Genomic DNA, 18,106 nt, shown 5'->3' with positions numbered 1-18,106 from the left:
GACTGAAAGGGAGAAACATCGTCATGAAATCACGCGCAGCCGTTGCGTGGGAGGCGAAAAAGCCGCTCACCATCGAAACAGTCGAGATTGGCGGTCCACGGGCTGGCGAAGTGCTGGTCGAAATCATGGCGACGGGCGTTTGCCATACAGATGCCTACACCCTTTCGGGTCTCGATTCCGAAGGCAAATTCCCGGCGATCCTTGGCCATGAAGGCGCGGGCATTGTTCGCGAAGTGGGCGCAGGCGTGACCTCGGTCAAGCCGGGCGATCATGTGATCCCGCTTTACACGCCGGAATGCCGCCAGTGCAAAACTTGCCTGTCGCAGCGCTCGAACCTCTGCACCTCGATCCGCGCTACGCAAGGTCAGGGCCTGATGCCGGACAAGACCACGCGCTTTTCCTGCGATGGCGGCGAAGTGTTTCATTATATGGGCTGCTCGACCTTCTCGAACTTCACCGTTCTGCCGGAAATCGCGGTTGCCAAGGTGCGTGAAGACGCGCCATTCGACAAGATTTGCTATATCGGCTGCGGCGTGACCACGGGTATTGGTGCAGTGATTTATACCGCCAAGGTTCGTCCGGGTTCCAATGTCGTAGTGTTCGGTCTTGGCGGCATTGGCCTCAATGTCATTCAGGGCGCGCGCATGGTCGGCGCCGACAAGATCATCGGCGTGGACATCAATCCATCCAAGGTCGAGATGGCGAAGAAGTTCGGCATGACCGACTTCATCAATCCGCGCGAAGTCGGCAATGACAAGGTGGTGCAGGCCATTCAGGACCTGACCGATGGCGGCGCGGATTATTCGTTCGACGCTACCGGCAATACCGACGTCATGCGTCAGGCGCTGGAATGCTGCCATCGCGGCTGGGGTGAATCGATCATCATCGGTGTGGCAGAAGCGGGCAAGGAAATTGCCACGCGTCCGTTCCAGCTGGTCACAGGCCGCGTCTGGAAAGGCACCGCATTCGGCGGCGCACGCGGTCGCACGGATGTTCCGAAAATCGTCGATTGGTACATGGACGGCAAGATCAACATCGACGATCTGATCACCCACACCATGCCGCTCGATGAAATCAACACGGCCTTCGACCTGATGCATGAAGGCAAGTCCATCCGTTCGGTGATTGTCTACTGATGAGTGAAAAGCTTCTCGTTTCCCAATGGGATGAACTCGACAATCTGAGCCCGCGCGCGCTTTATGCGATGCTGAAGCTGCGCGTGGACGTTTTCGTGGTGGAGCAGAAATGCCCTTACCCGGAAATCGACGGCAAGGATTTCGAGGCGTTTCACCTGCGCATTCTCGACGGCGAGGAACTTGCAGCATCGCTGCGAGTTCTGCCACCGGAACAGGCTGGCAAGCCGGTGAAAATCGGGCGCGTCGTCGTGGCGCCGGATTATCGTGGTTACAAGCTTGGTCAGCGCCTAATGAAAGAGGCAATCGATTTCGCTCATGCCCGTTTTCCGGGCATAGCGATCGAACTTGGCGGACAGAGCCATTTGCAGAAATTCTACGGGTCGTTCGGCTTTGTCGCGATTTCGGAAGAATATCTCGAAGACGGCATTCCGCATGTCGATATGCGATTGGAACCAAGAGAAAAGGTCGCCTGATGTTTCTGCTGCGCCGCCATATGTCGTTCTATCTTGGTGCTCTTGGCGGCGTAGCAACATTTATCATTGCCTGGCTTTTCAAAAGTCCTCTTGCTCCGGTCATCGGCGCAAACTGCTTTTTCGTACTCTATCTGGGGCTGGCGGCATCTGCCCTGCCAAAGCTCACGACAAGCTTTTTGAAAAAGCACGCTGCAAGCGCCGACGAACCTATCTGGATCATTTTTCTGGTGACTTTTGCGACCGTTCTCGTGGCAATCGTCTCGCTGTTCATTCTCATCAACGGCGAGAAAAAGGCCGATACATTTTCACTGGTGATGACACTCGCGTCCGTGCCCCTCGGCTGGTTCACCATTCATATGATGACGGCGATCCATTATGCGCATATGTATTGGCAACCAGGTGAGCCGGCTGGCGACGATACCAGCCATGCCAGCCGTTATCGTGGCGGCTTCGAATTCCCCGGTACACCAGAACCATCCGGCTGGGATTTTGCCTATTTCGCCTATGTCATCGGCATGACGGCACAAACCTCCGATACGAGTGTGACGACGCCTGCCATGCGCAAGGTCACGCTGCTGCACAGCATCGTCTCCTTCTTTTTCAATACCGTGCTGGTCGCCGCTTCTGTCAATGTTGCGGTGGTGCTCGGAAGCTGAACAAAACTGGAAATTTTCTATGAAAACGATTTCGACTGCAAAGTGCTTTGACGGAACGCAAGGCGTCTATCGCCACAAAAGCGAGACGAACCAGTGCGACATGACCTTTGCCGTCTTCCTGCCGCCGCAAGCAAAAGACGGTCCGGTGCCTGTACTCTGGTATCTTTCCGGCCTTACCTGCACGCATCAGAATGTCATGGACAAAGGCGAATATCGGCAAATGGCCGCAGAGCTGGGAATTGCCGTCATTTGCCCAGATACAAGCCCGCGCGGCGATGACATTCCGGATGAGCCGGACAACTGGCAGTTCGGCAAAGGTGCTGGTTTCTACGTCAATGCCACGCAGGAGCCATTTGCCAAAAACTATCAGATGTATAGCTATATCACGAAGGAATTGACCGATCTGGTGGGACGCGAGTTCCCGCTCGATATGTCGCGACAGGCGATCACCGGCCATTCCATGGGCGGACATGGCGCTTTAACAATTGCGCTCAAGAATCCGGATCGCTTCAAGTCAGCATCCGCCTTTGCACCCATCGTCCAATCTTCTACTGCAGACTGGTCCAGACCGGCACTGGAAAAATATCTCGGACCGGAAGAACGGGCTTGGCGCGCCTATGACGCCACGCTGCTCATCGAAGACGGCTATCGGTTCCCGGAATTTCTGGTCGATCAGGGTACCGCAGACGGTTTTCTTGATGATGGCTTGCGTCCGTGGCTTCTGGAAGAGGCTTGCAAGAAGGCTGGCATTCCTCTCACGCTCAATATGCGTGAAGGCTATGACCATTCATATTTCTTCATCTCGACCTTCATGGATGATCATCTGAAATGGCACGCTGAACGCCTTAAGAGCTAATCAGCGCTTCATCACTTTCATCGGTAGACCACCTTGCGGCTGAGTAGTGAGCTTCTGCACGGGCCATGGCTTCGTCGTTTCCAGCACCTCGAAACGACGACCGTCGAGCAGGATGGCGAGTGCAATCACAGCCTCCTGCAAGGCAAAGCTTGCGCCGATACAGACGCGCGGGCCTGCCCCGAAGGGCAAATATTGAAAGCGGTCGAGCTTGTCGCGGTTTTCGGGCCAGAAGCGTTCAGGCATGAAAGCGTCCGGCTGATCCCAGTAGAGCCTATGACGATGAATGACCCATGGCATAACCAGCACGGTCGCGCCCTTCGGGATTTTCAAGTCATCGTATGTATCGTCGGTCGCCGCCTCGCGATTGATCGACGGCGCTGGCGGATATAGCCGCATAGCCTCCTCGAAGGCCGCACGTGCGAAAGGCAGCGATGCCAGCCATTCCTGCGGCGGCAGATCACGTCCGCCTTTTGCAAAAAAGCCGTCGATTTCCAATTCGATGAGTTCGCGCTCTTGCGGTGCCTTGGCGAGCAGATAAAGCGTCCAGCCAAGCGCTCGGGCGGTTGTCTCGTGACCGGCGCCAATGAAGGTGATGATGTTGTCCTCGATCTCGGAGCGGCTCAGGCCGTCTGGTCCTTCGGCCCGCAACAGCAGGGTAAGGAAGTCGCTCGGCACGTCTTCTTGCCTGTCCATGCGCGTTTTACGCAGCTCGATGGTGTTTGAGACCAGCTCACGAAAGAAGCCAAGCGATTGCTGTCCACGCAGACGTGTGAGACGCGGCAACCAGTCGGGCAGTCCCAGAAGGTCGAACGGATCGACCCGCCCCATGGTCTCGAACAGCTTGTCGATCTGATGTGCGAAATCGTTTGGATCGCCTGCGATCTCGCCGGAAAACAGCGTCTCCGCCAGAATATCATAGGTCAGGAGCGTCATGTCATGGGCGACATCGGTAATCGTACCGGGGGTCTTGTATCGCTCAACGAACTGCAGCGACCGGTCGCGCATGGCCTCGGCAAAACCACCGATATGACGCGGCGTGAAAACCGGCGCCATGGCTTTTCGCGACCGCTTCCACACCTGGCCTTCAGCCGTCAGCAGGCCATCGCGCAACAAGGGGCGTAGTACGCGCTGACGAATGGCGGACATGGGATAATTGGCTGCATTGTCGACCAGCACATGGCGGATCAGCCCCGGATCATTGGCGATGATGGTTTTCATGCCGAACCAGCTGACGGAAATCCACCGCTCGTTATAAGAAGGCTCACCCCAAAGCTCGAGCGGGTTCTTGTAGACGACCCGCATCATCTCGAAACGCCCCACCGGCTTTTCGCGCGGGCGCGGTGCGGGCGGCACAAATGGAACCGGTCTTTCGCTCATGACGTTCGCAATTTCCATCAAGCGTTCCTTTCGTCATAAAACAGGTCGAGAACGCCCCCGTCAAACCCGATATAAGCGTCAATTGTGGCGGTTCCAGAAGCCAAGCGGCACCGGTACTGTTCTCATATGAACCAACTGCCGGAATCCCCGGCAAATTTACCGCCAAAATTTGGAAAAAAAGCCTTTAGCACCTATATTAAAGCCATGTTTGTCGCGTGATTCGACATATCTTTGAAGCTGCATTCGCAGCGCGTTTTTCGAAAGATTTTCATGAGCGAGATGCCCGAGATGAATTCCGAAGCCCCCGCCGAGTATGGCGCGGATTCCATTCGTGTTCTGAAAGGCCTGGATGCTGTTCGCAAGCGTCCCGGCATGTATATCGGTGACACGGATGACGGCTCCGGCCTGCATCATATGGTCTACGAGGTCGTGGACAATGCGATCGACGAAGCGCTGGCAGGACATGCCACGCTTGTCACCGTCGCCCTCAACCCGGACGGCTCCTGCACCGTGACCGATAATGGTCGTGGCATTCCGACCGACATCCATAAGGAAGAAGGCGTTTCAGCGGCCGAGGTCATCATGACCCAGCTTCACGCCGGTGGTAAGTTCGACCAGAATTCCTACAAGGTTTCCGGTGGTCTGCACGGAGTTGGCGTTTCGGTTGTGAACGCGCTGTCGATCTGGCTGAAGCTGAAGATCCGTCGTGCCGGCAAGATTCATGAGATGAGCTTTACCCATGGCGTGGCCGATGCCCCGCTCGTGGTAACCGGTGATGCCGGTGCGGAGACGGGTACGGAAGTCAGCTTCCTGCCCTCGCCCGATACCTTCAGCATGGTCGAATTCGATTTCGATACGCTGGAGCGCCGCCTGCGCGAACTCGCCTTCCTCAATTCCGGCGTTCGCATCAAGCTCACCGACCGCCGTCATGCGGACGTGGTGGAGCATGAGTTGCACTATGACGGCGGGCTTGTGGAGTTCGTGAAATATATCGACCAGAGCAAGAAATCGCTTCTGGACGAGCCGATTTATATCCGCAGTGAAAAAGACGGCATGACGGTTGAAGTCGCCATGTGGTGGAACGATTCCTACCACGAGAAGGTGCTGTGCTTCACCAACAACATCCCGCAGCGCGATGGCGGCACGCATCTGGCCGGTTTTCGCGGCGCGCTGACCCGTCAGGTGACGGGCTATGCCGATGCTTCGGGCATGACCAAAAAGGAAAAGGTGACGCTGACCGGCGATGACTGCCGCGAAGGCCTGACCGCTGTTCTCTCGGTCAAGGTTCCTGATCCGAAGTTCTCGTCGCAGACCAAGGACAAGCTGGTTTCCTCGGAAGTTCGCCCGGTTGTGGAAAGCCTCGTCAACGAAGCGCTTTCGACCTGGCTGGAAGAGCATCCGGCTGGCGGCAAGATTGTAGTCGAAAAGGTCATTCAGGCCGCTGCCGCCCGCGAAGCAGCCCGCAAGGCCCGCGACATCACCCGCAAGAGCAATCTGAGCGTGACGTCCCTGCCCGGCAAGCTCGCCGACTGTCAGGAGCGCGATCCGGCCAAGTCTGAAATCTTCATCGTCGAGGGTGACTCGGCAGGTGGTTCCGCCAAGAGCGGTCGTTCGCGCCAGAACCAGGCCATCCTGCCGCTGCGCGGAAAGATCCTCAATGTGGAACGCGTCCGCTTCGACCGCATGATCTCGTCCGATCAGGTTGGCACGCTGATTACTGCGCTCGGCACATCAATCGGCAAGGATGAAACGCACGGTTTCAACCCGGACAAGCTGCGCTATCACAAGATCATCATCATGACCGATGCTGACGTCGACGGCGCGCATATTCGTACATTGCTGCTGACCTTCTTCTTCCGGCAGATGCCGGAACTGATCGAGCGCGGCCATATCTATATCGCCCAGCCGCCGCTCTATAAGGTCTCGCGTGGCAAGTCCTCGCAATACATCAAGAACGAGGCCGCCTTCGAAGACTTCCTCATTGAGACGGGTCTTGAAGAAGCCACGCTGGAAATGGCAAGCGGCGAAGTTCGCGCCGGGACTGACTTGCGTTCGGTGGTGGAAGATGCACGCACCATGCGTCAGCTTCTGGCGGGTCTTCACACGCGCTATGACCGTCGCGTGGTGGAGCAGGCTGCCATCGCAGGGCTCCTGCATCCGGATGCATCAAGGGACAATGCAACCGCACAGCGTTCCGCCGATACCGTTGCAAAGCGTCTCGACATGATCTCGGAAGAAACCGAACGTGGTTGGGAAGCACATGTGACGGAAGATGGCGGTTATCGCTTTGAGCGCATGGTGCGCGGCGTGAAGGACATTGCCATTCTCGACATGGCATTGCTCGGTTCTGCCGATGCCCGTCAGATCGACCGCGTGGCTTCGCGTCTGTCAGAGGTCTTTGCCGAGCCACCTGTGCTGCGCCGCAAGGACAAGGTGGAGACACTTTCCGGCCCGATGGGCCTGCTCGACGCAATCTTTGCGACGGGCCGCAAGGGCCTGACCCTGCAGCGCTACAAAGGCTTGGGCGAAATGAACGCCGAACAGCTTTGGGAAACCACGCTCGATCCGAACGTGCGTTCGCTGCTGCAGGTCAAGGTGACGGATGCGACCGATGCTGATTCACTCTTTTCGCGCTTGATGGGCGATGACGTGGAACCGCGGCGCGAGTTCATTCAGGAAAACGCGCTGAGCGTTGCCAATCTCGACGTTTAAAAAACACAAACCCCGAAAAGCCGGAAAGCTTCTCGGGGTTTTATAATACCCAAAGAAAAGCCCGCTATTTAGCGGGCTTTTCTTTTATCGTGGTTATTTACTCGCCGCGACGCTTCTTGCTGTAACCGCCGCCTTCAGGCTTTTTACCGCCCTTTTTGAAACCATCTTTCTTGAAGTCGTCTCCACGGGAGAAATCACGTGGCTTGTCCCACTTGTCGCCTTTCGAGCGGTCGCCTTTATAGCCGTCGCTCTTGTAGCCATCCCGGAAGCCGCCTTCCTTGGACTTGTCGCCGCGTGGTTTGAAACCGCCCTTGCCTTCGCGCGGAGCAGCGTCACCGCCTGCACCTGCAACGGCAGTGCGGATCACAAGACCTTTTTCGCCGGTGCCGCGTTCTTCGACCGAACGGCGGAACTCATCGGCTTTGGAGGCAGTGATTTCAAAGCGGGTTTCATTGTCGAAAATCTTGATCGAACCGACATCGCGCTTGGAAACATCGCCCGCCTTGCAGATGAGCGGAAGCAGCCATTTCGGATCGGCGCGATGCTTGCGACCAGCAGAAACCGAGAACCACACGCCATCGAAAGAAGCATTGCGGTCGAAACGTTCGCCCGGTTCGCCACGCTCACGACGCTCGCCGCGTTCGAAACGATCACCGCGATCAGAACGTTCGCCTTTTTCAAAACGGTCTCTGGGTTTCTTGCCGCCAACCGGATGCACCGGCGCATCGGAAACTTCTTCCGCCGCCGGATAGGAGGCCACTTCGCGGTTGAGGAAAGCAGCGGCAATCTGTTCCGGCGTATAACGCTCGGTCAGCGCCTTCAGGAGATCCTGATATTCTTCTTCAACCGGCTGGTTGAAGACTTCCGCATTCAAAATACGCTCATTGGTCTTGGCCTGAACAGCAGCGATGCTTGGTGCCGGAACCGTCTGCGCATCGAGCTTCGCCATATGCAGAAGGCGCTCTGCAGTGCGGCGACGCGAGAACGGCACAACCAGCACACAGGTGCCCTTGCGACCGGCGCGACCCGTACGCCCCGAACGATGCAGCATCGTCTCGGGATTGTTCGGAAGATCGGCATGAATGACGAGGTCGAGATTGGGCAGATCGATGCCGCGCGCGGCAACGTCGGTTGCCACGCAGACGCGGGCACGACCGTCGCGCATTGCCTGCAAGGCGTTGTTGCGTTCGGCCTGGCTCAGTTCGCCCGACAGCGCAACCACGGCAAAGCCGCGATTGGAGAGCCGGCTTGCCATATGCTTCACCGCTTCGCGGGTCGAGCAGAAAATGATCGAGTTCTGTGAATCGTAATAGAGCAGCGTATTGATGATCGCGTGGTCGCGCTCATGCGGCGGCACCGGCATGGCGACATAGTCGATATCGGCGTGCTGGCTGGTTTCGCTCTGGACGGTGAGACGAAGCGCGTCGTTCTGGAAGCGCTTGGCAAGCTGGGCAATCGGCTTCGGCACGGTTGCCGAGAACATCAGCGTGCGGCGGTCTTTCGGCGCTTCGCCAAGGATGAATTCGAGGTCCTCGCGAAAGCCCATGTCGAGCATTTCGTCAGCTTCATCGAGAACGACGGCACGCAGTTCCGACATGTCGAGAGCATCACGGGTGATATGGTCGCGCAGACGTCCCGGCGTACCGACAACGATGTGGGCGCCACGTTCCAGCGCACGACGCTCGGTGCGGATATCCATACCGCCAACGCAGGATGCAATGCGCGCACCGGTATCGGCATAGAGCCATTCCAGCTCACGACGAACCTGAAGCGCCAGTTCGCGCGTCGGCGCGATAATCATGGCAAGCGGCGCACCGGCATCGCTGAAACGCAGTTCGCCTTCGAGGATGGTGTTAGCCATGGCAAGGCCGAAAGCAACCGTCTTGCCCGATCCGGTCTGTGCGGAAACGAGAAGATCGGCATCGAGCGTTTCGGGTGCCAGAACGGCATTTTGAACGGCGGTGAGTGTATTATAACCGCGAGCGGCTAATGCTCCGGACAGAGCCGGAGCGATGGTTTCGGGCAAAGACATGAACCACTTTCACGAAAAAAGCTTCTCAAGCCGTATACCCATTGGCCGTGAACCCACTTGTCCACGACTCCCCTGACGACCACCGAAGCAACAGAATTGATGCTTCCCTATAGGGTTGGACCGCTCAGGTCAACCGGCCAAACCTCAGAGCGCAATTCGATCCGATTGAATCGTACCGCCGCTCTGGTCCTTTTTGACGCGCATTTGGCCCGAAAACCGCTTCACACTTTTCGGAATGCGCTCTAATGCGCCTCATCCCAGTTATGCGCTGCACGCGCATCAACATGCAGCGGCACCGCAAGCGAGACGGCAGGCATCGCCGCATTTTCCATAATGTGACGAACGACCGGTATGGTCTTTTCGACTTCATTATCAGGCACTTCGAAGATCAGTTCATCGTGCACTTGCAACAACATGCGCGCGGCAAGATTTTGCTCCGCCAGCGCATCTTCCATGCGGATCATGGCGCGGCGGATAATGTCGGCGGCGGAACCCTGTATCGGCGCATTGATGGCCGCGCGCTCATTGAACGCACGAACCTGCGGGTTGGATGCCCTGATATCGGGATAATGCGCACGACGCCCGAAAATCGTTTCGACATAGCCATTCTCGCGCGCGAAAGCTTTGGTCGCCTCCATGTAGTCCTTGATGCCGGGGAAGCGCTCGAAATAGGTGCGGATATATTGCCCTGCTTCTTCGCGCGGAATCGACAACTGGTTGGCAAGGCCGAATGCGGAAATGCCGTAGATGATGCCGAAATTGATCGCCTTGGCACGGCGGCGCACTTCCGACGGCATACCTTCCACCGGCACGCCGAACATTTCGGATGCCGTCATGGCGTGAATGTCTATGCCGTCGGCAAAGGCCTGCTTCAGTTGCGCGATATCGGCCACATGGGCCAGCACGCGCAGTTCGATCTGGCTGTAATCGGCAGAAACCAGCTTGTTGCCGGGTTCGGCGATGAAGGCCGTCCTGATCTTGCGGCCTTCGGCTGTGCGAACCGGAATATTTTGCAGGTTCGGGTCGGATGACGAAAGACGTCCGGTTGAAGTGGACGCCATCGCATAGGACGTATGAACGCGCTTTGTCTCCGGGTTGATGAACCCCGGTAGCGCATCGGTATAGGTGGATTTGAGCTTGGTGAGCTGACGCCAGTCGACGATCTTGCGCGGCAGCGGATGGCCTTCGGCAGCGAGGTCTTCCAGCACCTGCGCAGACGTGGACCATTGACCGGTCTTGGTCTTCGACGCGCCCGACAAGCTCATCTTGCCAAACAGAATATCGCCAAGCTGCTTGGGCGAACCGATATTGAATCTTTCGCCTGCCAGTTCGTAAATCTCGTCTTCATAGGCAGCGGCAGCCTGCGCCAGATCGCCAGAAAGACGCGACAGTACCTGGCGGTCAACGGCAATGCCGCGTTCTTCCATGCACGCCAGAACATCGACCAGCGGACGTTCCAGACGTTCATAGACCGACATCAGCCCTTCAGCTGCAAGACGCGGTTTCAGAACTTGCCACAGGCGCAAGGTCACATCGGCGTCTTCTGCCGCATAAGCCGTGGCACGGTCGAGATCGACCATGTCGAAGCTGACAGCGCTCTTGCCGCTTCCCGCCACATCCTTATAGGGAATTGGCGTATGACCGAGCCAGCGCTCGGACAACGGGTCCATGCCATGGCTACCCGTGCCAGCATCAAGTACATAGGAAATCAGCATCGTATCGTCGAACGAGACTGTATTGATCCCATGGCGGCGCATGACCAGCCAGTCATATTTCATGTTCTGCGCGATCTTGAGAACGGAAGCATCCTCAAGCACGATCTTCAAAGCGGCCAGCGCCTCATCCAGCGGAATTTGTCCTTCGACCATGCCGCCGCCGAGAAGATCACCCGCGCCAGACTTGTGTTGGAGCGGAATATAAGCGGCTCTGCCCGGCGCCAAGGCCAGAGAAAAACCAACCAGCTCCGCCTGCATCGGATCAAGCGACGTCGTTTCCGTATCGAAGGCCAAAACACCGGTTTCAACCGCCTCTGCGAGCCAGAGTTTCAGCGTGGCGATATCGCGAATGCAGGTATAAGCGCTCGTATCGATTGTCTGTGCGGCTGCTTCTGTCGCCCGCTTTTCTGCGAGCGCCTTCGGCGTGTAGCCCTGATCCGAGGCAGCGACAGCGGATGTCGGTTGCGACGCAGCATTATCAGCCTTGGCGGGAACATCGACATCGGGACCATGGGCGTCCGCGCCCCAGTCTGTCTCCACATGGCACGGCTCGACAGCCGATGCGTCGGTGTCAGTCGCTTCGGCCACCCGGCGAGTGAGCGAAGTGAATTCCATAGCCTTCAGGAAGCCGATCAGCTTCGGGCCGTTCTGCGGCTCCAGCACCAGACTGTCCAGATCGACATCCAGCGGCACGTCGGTCTTGAGTGTAACCAGCTCGCGCGAAATCTTCGTCTGGTCGGCAAACGCCAGAATGTTCTCGCGACGCTTGTTCTGCTTGATTTCGGAAGCGCGGGCCAGAAGCGTATCGAGATCGCCGAATTCTTCCAGCAATTGCGCCGCCGTCTTCGGCCCGATGCCGGGAATGCCGGGAACATTGTCGGTGCTGTCGCCGGTCAGCGATTGCAGGTCGATCATCTTTTCCGGCGGAACGCCCCATTTCTCGATCACTTCCGGGATCGAAATCTGCTTGTCCTTCATGCTGTCATACATCGATACGCTTGGCGTCACGAGCTGCATGAGATCCTTGTCGGACGAAACGATGGTGACATCGCCGCCAGCCTGCTCGGCAATACGGGCATAGGTCGCGATCAGGTCGTCAGCCTCGAAACCTTCCTTCTCGATGCAGGGCAGATTGAACGCGCGCGTTGCCTGACGGATGAGGCCGAACTGAGGAATGAGATCTTCCGGCGGCGCGGTGCGATTGGCCTTGTATTCAGGATAGATTTCATTGCGGAACGTCTTCGACGAATAATCGAAGATGACCGCAAAATGGGTCGGCACCACGCCCACATCGGTGTTGCGCGCATCTTTCAAGAGCTTCCATAGCATGTTGCAGAAGCCCGAGACGGCGCCGACCGGCAGACCATCCGTCTTGCGGGTCAGCGGTGGCAGGGCATGATAGGCGCGGAAAATATAGCCCGAGCCGTCAACGAGAAAGAGATGATCGCCTTTTTTCATAAGCTAGAATTAGAGGAAATGACGCCTAAAGAAAACCACTCCCGTGTCAGGAGAAACATCCGTCCACGTGAAAGAAAACCCATCACGTCGCGGTAACACGTTTGTTACAGATTTGTAATCTTCCGTGCCCTTGAATAGCCACAGTTGAAAGGCCAAATCTCAGTCATCGACAGTTCGTCGGTCGCCGGTTTTCTGACCCGTCCCCCGTTGGATGCCGGATGCTAGCGGTAGCCTCATTCCCCTCTCCGGGCTACCGCTTTGAGTGTAGTGACATGGCCGTTGCGGTACCCCCTCACCGTAACGGCCAATTCATTTTATCGAGGCTCTTCTTTCTTCCAAACCGGGTTTCATCCTGACGACGCTGGTTGTAGTGTGCCGCCAGTTTACGTTACGACTCGTCAGGAAATTTCCATGTCCCAGCAATCGTCTGCGCAATCGCTCGACAAAGTACTCAGCCACCTCGACGCCAATCTCGATCAGAGCCTCGATCGCCTGTTCGATCTTTTGCGGATCAAGTCGATTTCGACCGACCCGGCCTACAAGGCCGATTGCCGCAAGGCTGCGGAATGGCTCGTCGAAGATTTGAAGACAATCGGTTTCGATGCCAGTGTGCGCGACACGCCCGGCCACCCGATGGTGGTTGCCCATCATGAAGGCGCGACACCGGATGCGCCGCACGTGCTGTTCTATGGTCACTATGACGTGCAGCCGGTCGATCCGCTAAATCTTTGGGAAAACGATCCTTTCGATCCGGCTATCAAGGACGTGGGTAATGGCCGCAAGATACTGACCGGTCGCGGCACGTCCGACGACAAGGGCCAGCTCATGACCTTTGTGGAAGCCTGCCGCGCCTACAAGGCGATCAATGGCAATCTGCCAGTCAAGGTGACACTCCTGTTTGAAGGTGAAGAGGAATCCGGCTCGCCATCACTGAAGCCGTTCCTCGACGCCAACAAGCAAGAGCTGAAGGCCGATGTGGCACTCGTCTGCGACACGGCCATGTGGGACGCAGAAACACCTGCCATCAGCGTGGGCTTGCGCGGTCTCGTCGGCGAGGAGATCGTCATCAAGGCAGCCGATCGCGATCTCCATTCCGGCTTCTTCGGTGGCGCCGCGGCAAACCCGATCCACATCCTGACAAAAATTCTGGCCGACCTGCACGACGAAACCGGACGTGTGACAGTTCCCGATTTCTATGAGGGCGTCGAAGAAACACCGACGCAGATTCTGAAGTCATGGGAAAGCCTTGGCCGCACGGCTGAAAACTTCCTCGGTCCGATCGGTCTGTCCATTCCATCCGGCGAAAAAGGCCGCAGCGTTCTGGAACTGACATGGGCGCGCCCGACCGCTGAAGTCAACGGCATCACCGGCGGCTATACCGGCGAAGGTTTCAAGACCGTCATTGCAGCGGAAGCTTCCGCCAAGGTTTCGTTCCGTCTTGTCCACAAGCAGGACCCGGTCAAAATCCGCGAAGCCTTCCGCACATTCGTCAAGGAACGTCTGCCAGCCGATTGTTCGGTCGAGTTCCATCCGCATGGTGGCTCGCCAGCCATCCAGCTACCCTACGATTCACCGCTTGTTTCCAAGGCCAAGAATGCGCTTTCCGACGAATGGCCGAAGCCAGCCGTGTTGATCGCCATGGGCGGCTCGATCCCGATTGTCGGCGACTTCGACAAGTTCCTCGGCATGGAATCGCTGCTCGTGGGCTTTGGCCTCGAAGATGACCGCATCCATTCGCCCAATGAAAAATACGAGCTGAACTCCTTCCACAAGGGACAACGCTCTTGGGCACGTATTATGGCGGCAATCGCCGCGAAGTAAGGATAACTGAATGACCATCCGTTTTCACAAGAACGATCTGCCGAACCTCGACAACTATCAGGTCGATGCGGTCGCCATCGACACCGAAACGCTGGGCCTGAACCCGCATCGCGACCGGCTTTGCGTGGTGCAAATTTCGCCCGGTGACGGCACGGCAGACGTGATTCAGATTGAAGCCGGTCAGAAGAAGGCCCCCAATCTGGTCAAGCTTCTGAAGGATCGCTCGATCACCAAGATCTTTCATTTTGGCCGCTTCGATCTGGCCGTGCTGGCGCAGGCTTTCGGCACCATGCCGCAACCTGTGTTCTGCACCAAGATCGCATCGAAGCTGACCCGTACCTATACGGACCGCCATGGCCTGAAAGAGCTTTGCAACGAGCTTCTCGACGTTTCGATTTCCAAGCAGCAGCAATCATCGGACTGGGCAGCGGAAACACTGTCGGCTGCGCAGCTCGAATATGCGGCTTCCGACGTGCTCTATCTGCATCGTCTGAAAGCCGTGCTCGAACAGCGGCTGGAACGCGATGGCCGTGCGAAACAGGCCGAAGCCTGCTTCAAGTTCCTGCCAACGCGCTCGGAACTCGATCTGATGGGCTGGCCCGAGGACGACATTTTCGCCCATTCGTGATGAGATCAAACGGCGGCGGTAGCCGCCGTTTTCTTTTGCGGCGCCTGATCGATATAGGCCCAGCCGGGACGGCGGAACAGAAACTGTCCGTAACCGCTCCACTGGATAAAGCCATAAAGAATGACCGGACCGATGACGCCGCTGGCTGTCGTCAGGAGCGAGACTGTACCGATATCGCCAATGCCGAGTTTCAGCAGCGCTGTGCGGGCAATGGCCATCGGCAGGAAGAAAGCCAGATAGACGACAATCGAATGCGCACCGAGCCAGCTCAAGCCTCGATGCAGCCAGTTTCTGGCCGACAGCAGGCTGAGGAGCGAAGATATGGAAATGATTGCCAGCGCACCCACCAGACCCAGGAGAAGTGAAACGACCGGCAGATCGCTGATTGCGCCCCGCCTATCCAGAAGGTCGCTTGCGGGTGATATCAGCGCGGCAAGGCTTTCCGGCACTGGCATGAAGACGAGCTTGTATTCGATCAAGCCCCAGACCAGCAGTCCGGCAACACCGATGAGCGGGCGCTGTCGAAGCCAGTCCGCAGCCCGGAAGATGGCGGGAGCAAAGGCATAGCCCGCATAGAAATAGACGAAACGGGAGCAGAATTCGTCGACCATAATCCAACCCGTATGGATCGGCAGGATTTCGAGAAATGCCAGCGCCGTAAAGGTCACGCCTACCGGCACGTGCTTCAAAAGCCGCGTCGCGATGAAGAAAACAGGCAGGATATAGATGAACCAGAGCGTTCCGAACGGTTCGATGAAAGCCATCAGATAGGCGTTCACCACACCGGAAACTCCGGCTTCGCTGGCAATGCCCGGCGCCTTGAACGTAAACTGGATCGTCAGCCACAGAATATAGAAATAGAGAAAATGCACGACCTTGCGGTCAAGATAGCGCCGCCATGGCCGGTCGATCACAAGACTGAGAAACAAGCCTGATATCATAAAGAAATCCGGCATACGGAAGGGTTTGGCAAAGGCGACCACATAGTGCATCCAGCCCTGGGCGCCGGCTGCTTTCTCCACGCCTAGCGTCGAATGCATCATGACCACGAAGATGATGCAGATACCCTTGGCAATATCGACCCAGTCGACCCGCCCATTCATGCCCTTCGCGTCATGCATTTCCGTTTCCCCCGCAAGTTCTGTCGCTTTCTATAACGCGACAACGGCGGAATTACATCCGGTATAACTTGCGCGTGTCTGCGCCATATTGCGCCTGACGACATCAAGACTCCTCACAGGGTGCTCACGCTAACGTGTACCGCTCTGGCGACATTCCCCTTGATGTGTCTCGTTTGCTACAGACTTTTGACAGCAATCGCTTATATTAGGGACAAATATTGGTTCTGAGACTTTCCTTCAGGAGGTTTATCATGAAGCTCAAGGCCCTTCTTCTTGCATCGACTGTTGCCCTTGTGGCCGCTACAGGCGCAAAGGCTGCCGACGCTGTCATCGAGCAGGAACCAGTTCCGGTTGTGGTTGCACCAACCTTTACCTGGAGCGGTGCTTACATCGGTGGCCAGATCGGCTACGGCTGGGGCAAGTCCGATTTCAGCGGCGACGTCTATAGCTTTGGCAACGTCAAGCCGGATGGCTTCCTCGGCGGCATCTATGCCGGTTACAACTTCGATCTCGGCAACAGCATCGTTCTCGGTATCGACGGCGACGTGACCTACAACGATGTTTCCAAGGACATCGATGTCTACAGCGGCGACCTCGCAGTTGGCGATTTCGAAACCAAGCTTCGCTGGTCCGGCGCCGTTCGCGCACGTGTCGGTTATGCGGTTGATCGCTTCATGCCCTACCTCGCCGGTGGTGTTGCATTCGGCAACATCAAAAACAGCGGCAGCATTGACGGTATCGGCAGCTTCTCCGAAAGCAAGACGCTTACCGGCTGGACTGCAGGCGCCGGCGTTGACTATGCCGCAACCGACAACCTGATCGTTCGCCTCGAATATCGCTACACCGACTATGGCGATAAGGACATTGAGTTTGGCGGCCTGAATGTCAATCAGGACTTCAAGACGAACGAAGTTCGCCTCGGCGTCGCATACAAGTTCTAATTCTGGTTGAAAACATATCTGAAAAGGCTCCGCATCGCGGGGCCTTTTTTTCGTTGGCATAGGCCTGAATTTATTTGGATGAAATTTATTTATAACTAAAATACATAGAACGAAAAACATTCGTAGTTTGCTTTTTAGTAAAGCAAAAATTGAATAATAACAAATTGTATATTAAGTTATTTCTAAACTATATTTATGTTGCCATAATGTTACATACATCATGGCATAGAAATACTATTTGAAAATCCATATCGAACATATTTTATAGGAGTTTTCGATGAAGTTCAGAATTCTACTTGGCGCTTCCCTGCTCGCAGTCGTCGCCAGCACCGGTGCTTATGCAGCCGACGCAATCGTTTCGCAGGAACCTGCCCCAATGGCAGCTCCCGCCTTCTCATGGGGCGGCGCTTATATCGGTGGTGAGATTGGCTGGGGCTGGGGCCGCGCCAAGCTTGACGACAAGTCCACGGATCAGTCCAACGAGTTCAAGCCGAACGGCTTCATCGGTGGCGTCTATGCTGGCTATAACTTCGACATGGGCAACAACGTCATTCTCGGCGTTGACGGCAACTTCGACTACAACGACCTGAAGAAGTCGCACGACTATATTTCGAACAGCAACGCTGTTCAGACTTCAGCTGAAACGAAGCTGCAGTGGTCGGGCGCTGTTCGCGCACGCGCTGGTTATGCCGTTGACCGCTTCATGCCCTACATCGCCGGTGGCGTTGCTTTCGGCGGCGTGAAGAACTCGCTCAATGTCGGCGGCAGCGACTATAACAACGACAAGACCCTGACCGGCTGGACTGTTGGTACCGGCGTTGACTACGCTGCGACCGACAATGTCCTTCTGCGCCTCGAATATCGCTATACCGATTTCGGCAACAAGGATTTCGACCTTGGCAACACCGCGACACGCGGTTCGTTCAAGACCAACGATATCCGCCTCGGTGTTGCTTACAAGTTCTAATACCAAACTCGATGAGTTTGGCTCATCGCGTTTGGTTAAGCCTGTGCGGCGATTGAGCATTTTCAGGGCATGATGCGTTAGCATTTCGTCGCCCTGGGATAAGCACATAATCGGGCTTATAACTGAGAAAAGGCTCCGCCCCCGCGGAGCCTTTTTTGTGTGTGAACGATTTACGTCCCTTTAAACTGCCGCATTTACCCTGCACCGGATTAG

General features: G+C 56.6%; 13 protein-coding genes. 9 read left to right on the top strand and 4 right to left on the bottom strand.

Translation table 11 applies throughout. The features are described 5' to 3' along the window. Positions 1–23 precede the first annotated feature (23 nt). From OANT_RS00730 to fghA, 4 genes are read left to right on the top strand one after another with little or no spacing between them, the layout of a single operon-like run. Positions 24–1,136: an S-(hydroxymethyl)glutathione dehydrogenase/class III alcohol dehydrogenase gene (locus OANT_RS00730; RefSeq protein ID WP_011982356.1), complete on the top strand. Its 1,113-nt coding sequence runs from the start codon at positions 24–26 to the stop codon at positions 1,134–1,136. Then, positions 1,136–1,609, top strand: coding sequence for a GNAT family N-acetyltransferase (locus tag OANT_RS00725; RefSeq protein ID WP_011982355.1), 474 nt, complete (start codon positions 1,136–1,138; stop codon positions 1,607–1,609). The genes OANT_RS00730 and OANT_RS00725 overlap by 1 nt, the downstream gene beginning before the upstream one ends. Beyond that, positions 1,609–2,265 carry a DUF1345 domain-containing protein gene (locus OANT_RS00720; protein WP_011982354.1) on the top strand — a complete coding sequence of 219 codons (657 nt, stop codon included), beginning with the start codon at positions 1,609–1,611 and terminating at the stop codon, positions 2,263–2,265. Before OANT_RS00725 ends, OANT_RS00720 begins: the two co-directional genes overlap by 1 nt. 19 nt (positions 2,266–2,284) lie before the next feature. Continuing rightward, entirely contained in the window at positions 2,285–3,121 is an 837-nt protein-coding gene (gene fghA, locus OANT_RS00715) for an S-formylglutathione hydrolase (RefSeq protein WP_040129013.1), read from the top strand. Here fghA and OANT_RS00710 read toward each other — a convergent pair whose 3' ends face one another. Continuing rightward, a complete protein-coding gene (locus OANT_RS00710; protein WP_011982352.1) occupies positions 3,122–4,516 on the bottom strand; it encodes a cytochrome P450 in 1,395 nt (464 codons plus the stop codon). It abuts the gene before it with no gap. Positions 4,517–4,768: 252 nt separating this feature from the next. Between OANT_RS00710 and gyrB the strand changes: the two genes are divergently transcribed. Then, positions 4,769–7,210, top strand: a complete 2,442-nt coding sequence (gyrB, locus tag OANT_RS00705) for a DNA topoisomerase (ATP-hydrolyzing) subunit B (protein ID WP_040130016.1) — start codon at positions 4,769–4,771, stop codon at positions 7,208–7,210. Positions 7,211–7,307: 97 nt separating this feature from the next. Here gyrB and OANT_RS00700 read toward each other — a convergent pair whose 3' ends face one another. Together OANT_RS00700 and polA are read right to left on the bottom strand one after the other, a co-directional pair. Next, on the bottom strand, positions 7,308–9,242 hold the full coding sequence (locus tag OANT_RS00700) for a DEAD/DEAH box helicase (RefSeq protein WP_011982350.1): 1,935 nt from the start codon (positions 9,240–9,242) through the stop codon (positions 7,308–7,310). A 242-nt stretch (positions 9,243–9,484) separates the two neighbouring features. After that, positions 9,485–12,415: a DNA polymerase I gene (polA, locus tag OANT_RS00695; protein ID WP_011982349.1), complete on the bottom strand. Its 2,931-nt coding sequence runs from the start codon at positions 12,413–12,415 to the stop codon at positions 9,485–9,487. 411 nt (positions 12,416–12,826) lie between these two features. On the opposite strand from polA, the gene OANT_RS00690 reads away from it, so the two are divergent. Together OANT_RS00690 and OANT_RS00685 are read left to right on the top strand one after the other, a co-directional pair. After that, positions 12,827–14,236 (top strand): dipeptidase, encoded by a 1,410-nt coding sequence (locus tag OANT_RS00690; protein ID WP_010657972.1) that lies wholly within the window; start codon positions 12,827–12,829, stop codon positions 14,234–14,236. A gap of 10 nt (positions 14,237–14,246) precedes the next feature. Continuing rightward, positions 14,247–14,864, top strand: coding sequence for a ribonuclease D (locus tag OANT_RS00685; protein ID WP_011982348.1), 618 nt, complete (start codon positions 14,247–14,249; stop codon positions 14,862–14,864). A gap of 5 nt (positions 14,865–14,869) precedes the next feature. Here OANT_RS00685 and OANT_RS00680 read toward each other — a convergent pair whose 3' ends face one another. Then, positions 14,870–15,985 (bottom strand): acyltransferase family protein, encoded by a 1,116-nt coding sequence (locus OANT_RS00680; RefSeq protein WP_011982347.1) that lies wholly within the window; start codon positions 15,983–15,985, stop codon positions 14,870–14,872. 251 nt (positions 15,986–16,236) lie between these two features. Here OANT_RS00680 and OANT_RS00675 point away from each other — a divergent pair, with 251 nt between their 5' ends. Together OANT_RS00675 and OANT_RS00670 are read left to right on the top strand one after the other, a co-directional pair. Next, positions 16,237–16,926 (top strand): outer membrane protein, encoded by a 690-nt coding sequence (locus OANT_RS00675; protein WP_010657969.1) that lies wholly within the window; start codon positions 16,237–16,239, stop codon positions 16,924–16,926. 277 nt (positions 16,927–17,203) lie between these two features. Then, positions 17,204–17,893, top strand: a complete 690-nt coding sequence (locus OANT_RS00670; protein ID WP_011982346.1) for an outer membrane protein — start codon at positions 17,204–17,206, stop codon at positions 17,891–17,893. Positions 17,894–18,106: the final 213 nt, after the last annotated feature.

Origin of the sequence: Brucella anthropi ATCC 49188 (assembly GCF_000017405.1) — a bacterium.
Classification (GTDB): domain Bacteria; phylum Pseudomonadota; class Alphaproteobacteria; order Rhizobiales; family Rhizobiaceae; genus Brucella; species Brucella anthropi.
Note: the sequence above shows the minus strand (reverse complement) of the source record. Positions and strands in the feature narration are given on the sequence as shown.

Coding starts and splice junctions, on each gene's coding strand:
- OANT_RS00730 (WP_011982356.1), top strand. CDS start 24: ATGAAATCACGCGCAGCCGTTGCGTGGGAGGCGAAAAAGCCGCTCACC.
- OANT_RS00725 (WP_011982355.1), top strand. CDS start 1,136: ATGAGTGAAAAGCTTCTCGTTTCCCAATGGGATGAACTCGACAATCTG.
- OANT_RS00720 (WP_011982354.1), top strand. CDS start 1,609: ATGTTTCTGCTGCGCCGCCATATGTCGTTCTATCTTGGTGCTCTTGGC.
- fghA (WP_040129013.1), top strand. CDS start 2,285: ATGAAAACGATTTCGACTGCAAAGTGCTTTGACGGAACGCAAGGCGTC.
- OANT_RS00710 (WP_011982352.1), bottom strand. CDS start 4,516: ATGGAAATTGCGAACGTCATGAGCGAAAGACCGGTTCCATTTGTGCCG.
- gyrB (WP_040130016.1), top strand. CDS start 4,769: ATGAGCGAGATGCCCGAGATGAATTCCGAAGCCCCCGCCGAGTATGGC.
- OANT_RS00700 (WP_011982350.1), bottom strand. CDS start 9,242: ATGTCTTTGCCCGAAACCATCGCTCCGGCTCTGTCCGGAGCATTAGCC.
- polA (WP_011982349.1), bottom strand. CDS start 12,415: ATGAAAAAAGGCGATCATCTCTTTCTCGTTGACGGCTCGGGCTATATT.
- OANT_RS00690 (WP_010657972.1), top strand. CDS start 12,827: ATGTCCCAGCAATCGTCTGCGCAATCGCTCGACAAAGTACTCAGCCAC.
- OANT_RS00685 (WP_011982348.1), top strand. CDS start 14,247: ATGACCATCCGTTTTCACAAGAACGATCTGCCGAACCTCGACAACTAT.
- OANT_RS00680 (WP_011982347.1), bottom strand. CDS start 15,985: ATGCATGACGCGAAGGGCATGAATGGGCGGGTCGACTGGGTCGATATT.
- OANT_RS00675 (WP_010657969.1), top strand. CDS start 16,237: ATGAAGCTCAAGGCCCTTCTTCTTGCATCGACTGTTGCCCTTGTGGCC.
- OANT_RS00670 (WP_011982346.1), top strand. CDS start 17,204: ATGAAGTTCAGAATTCTACTTGGCGCTTCCCTGCTCGCAGTCGTCGCC.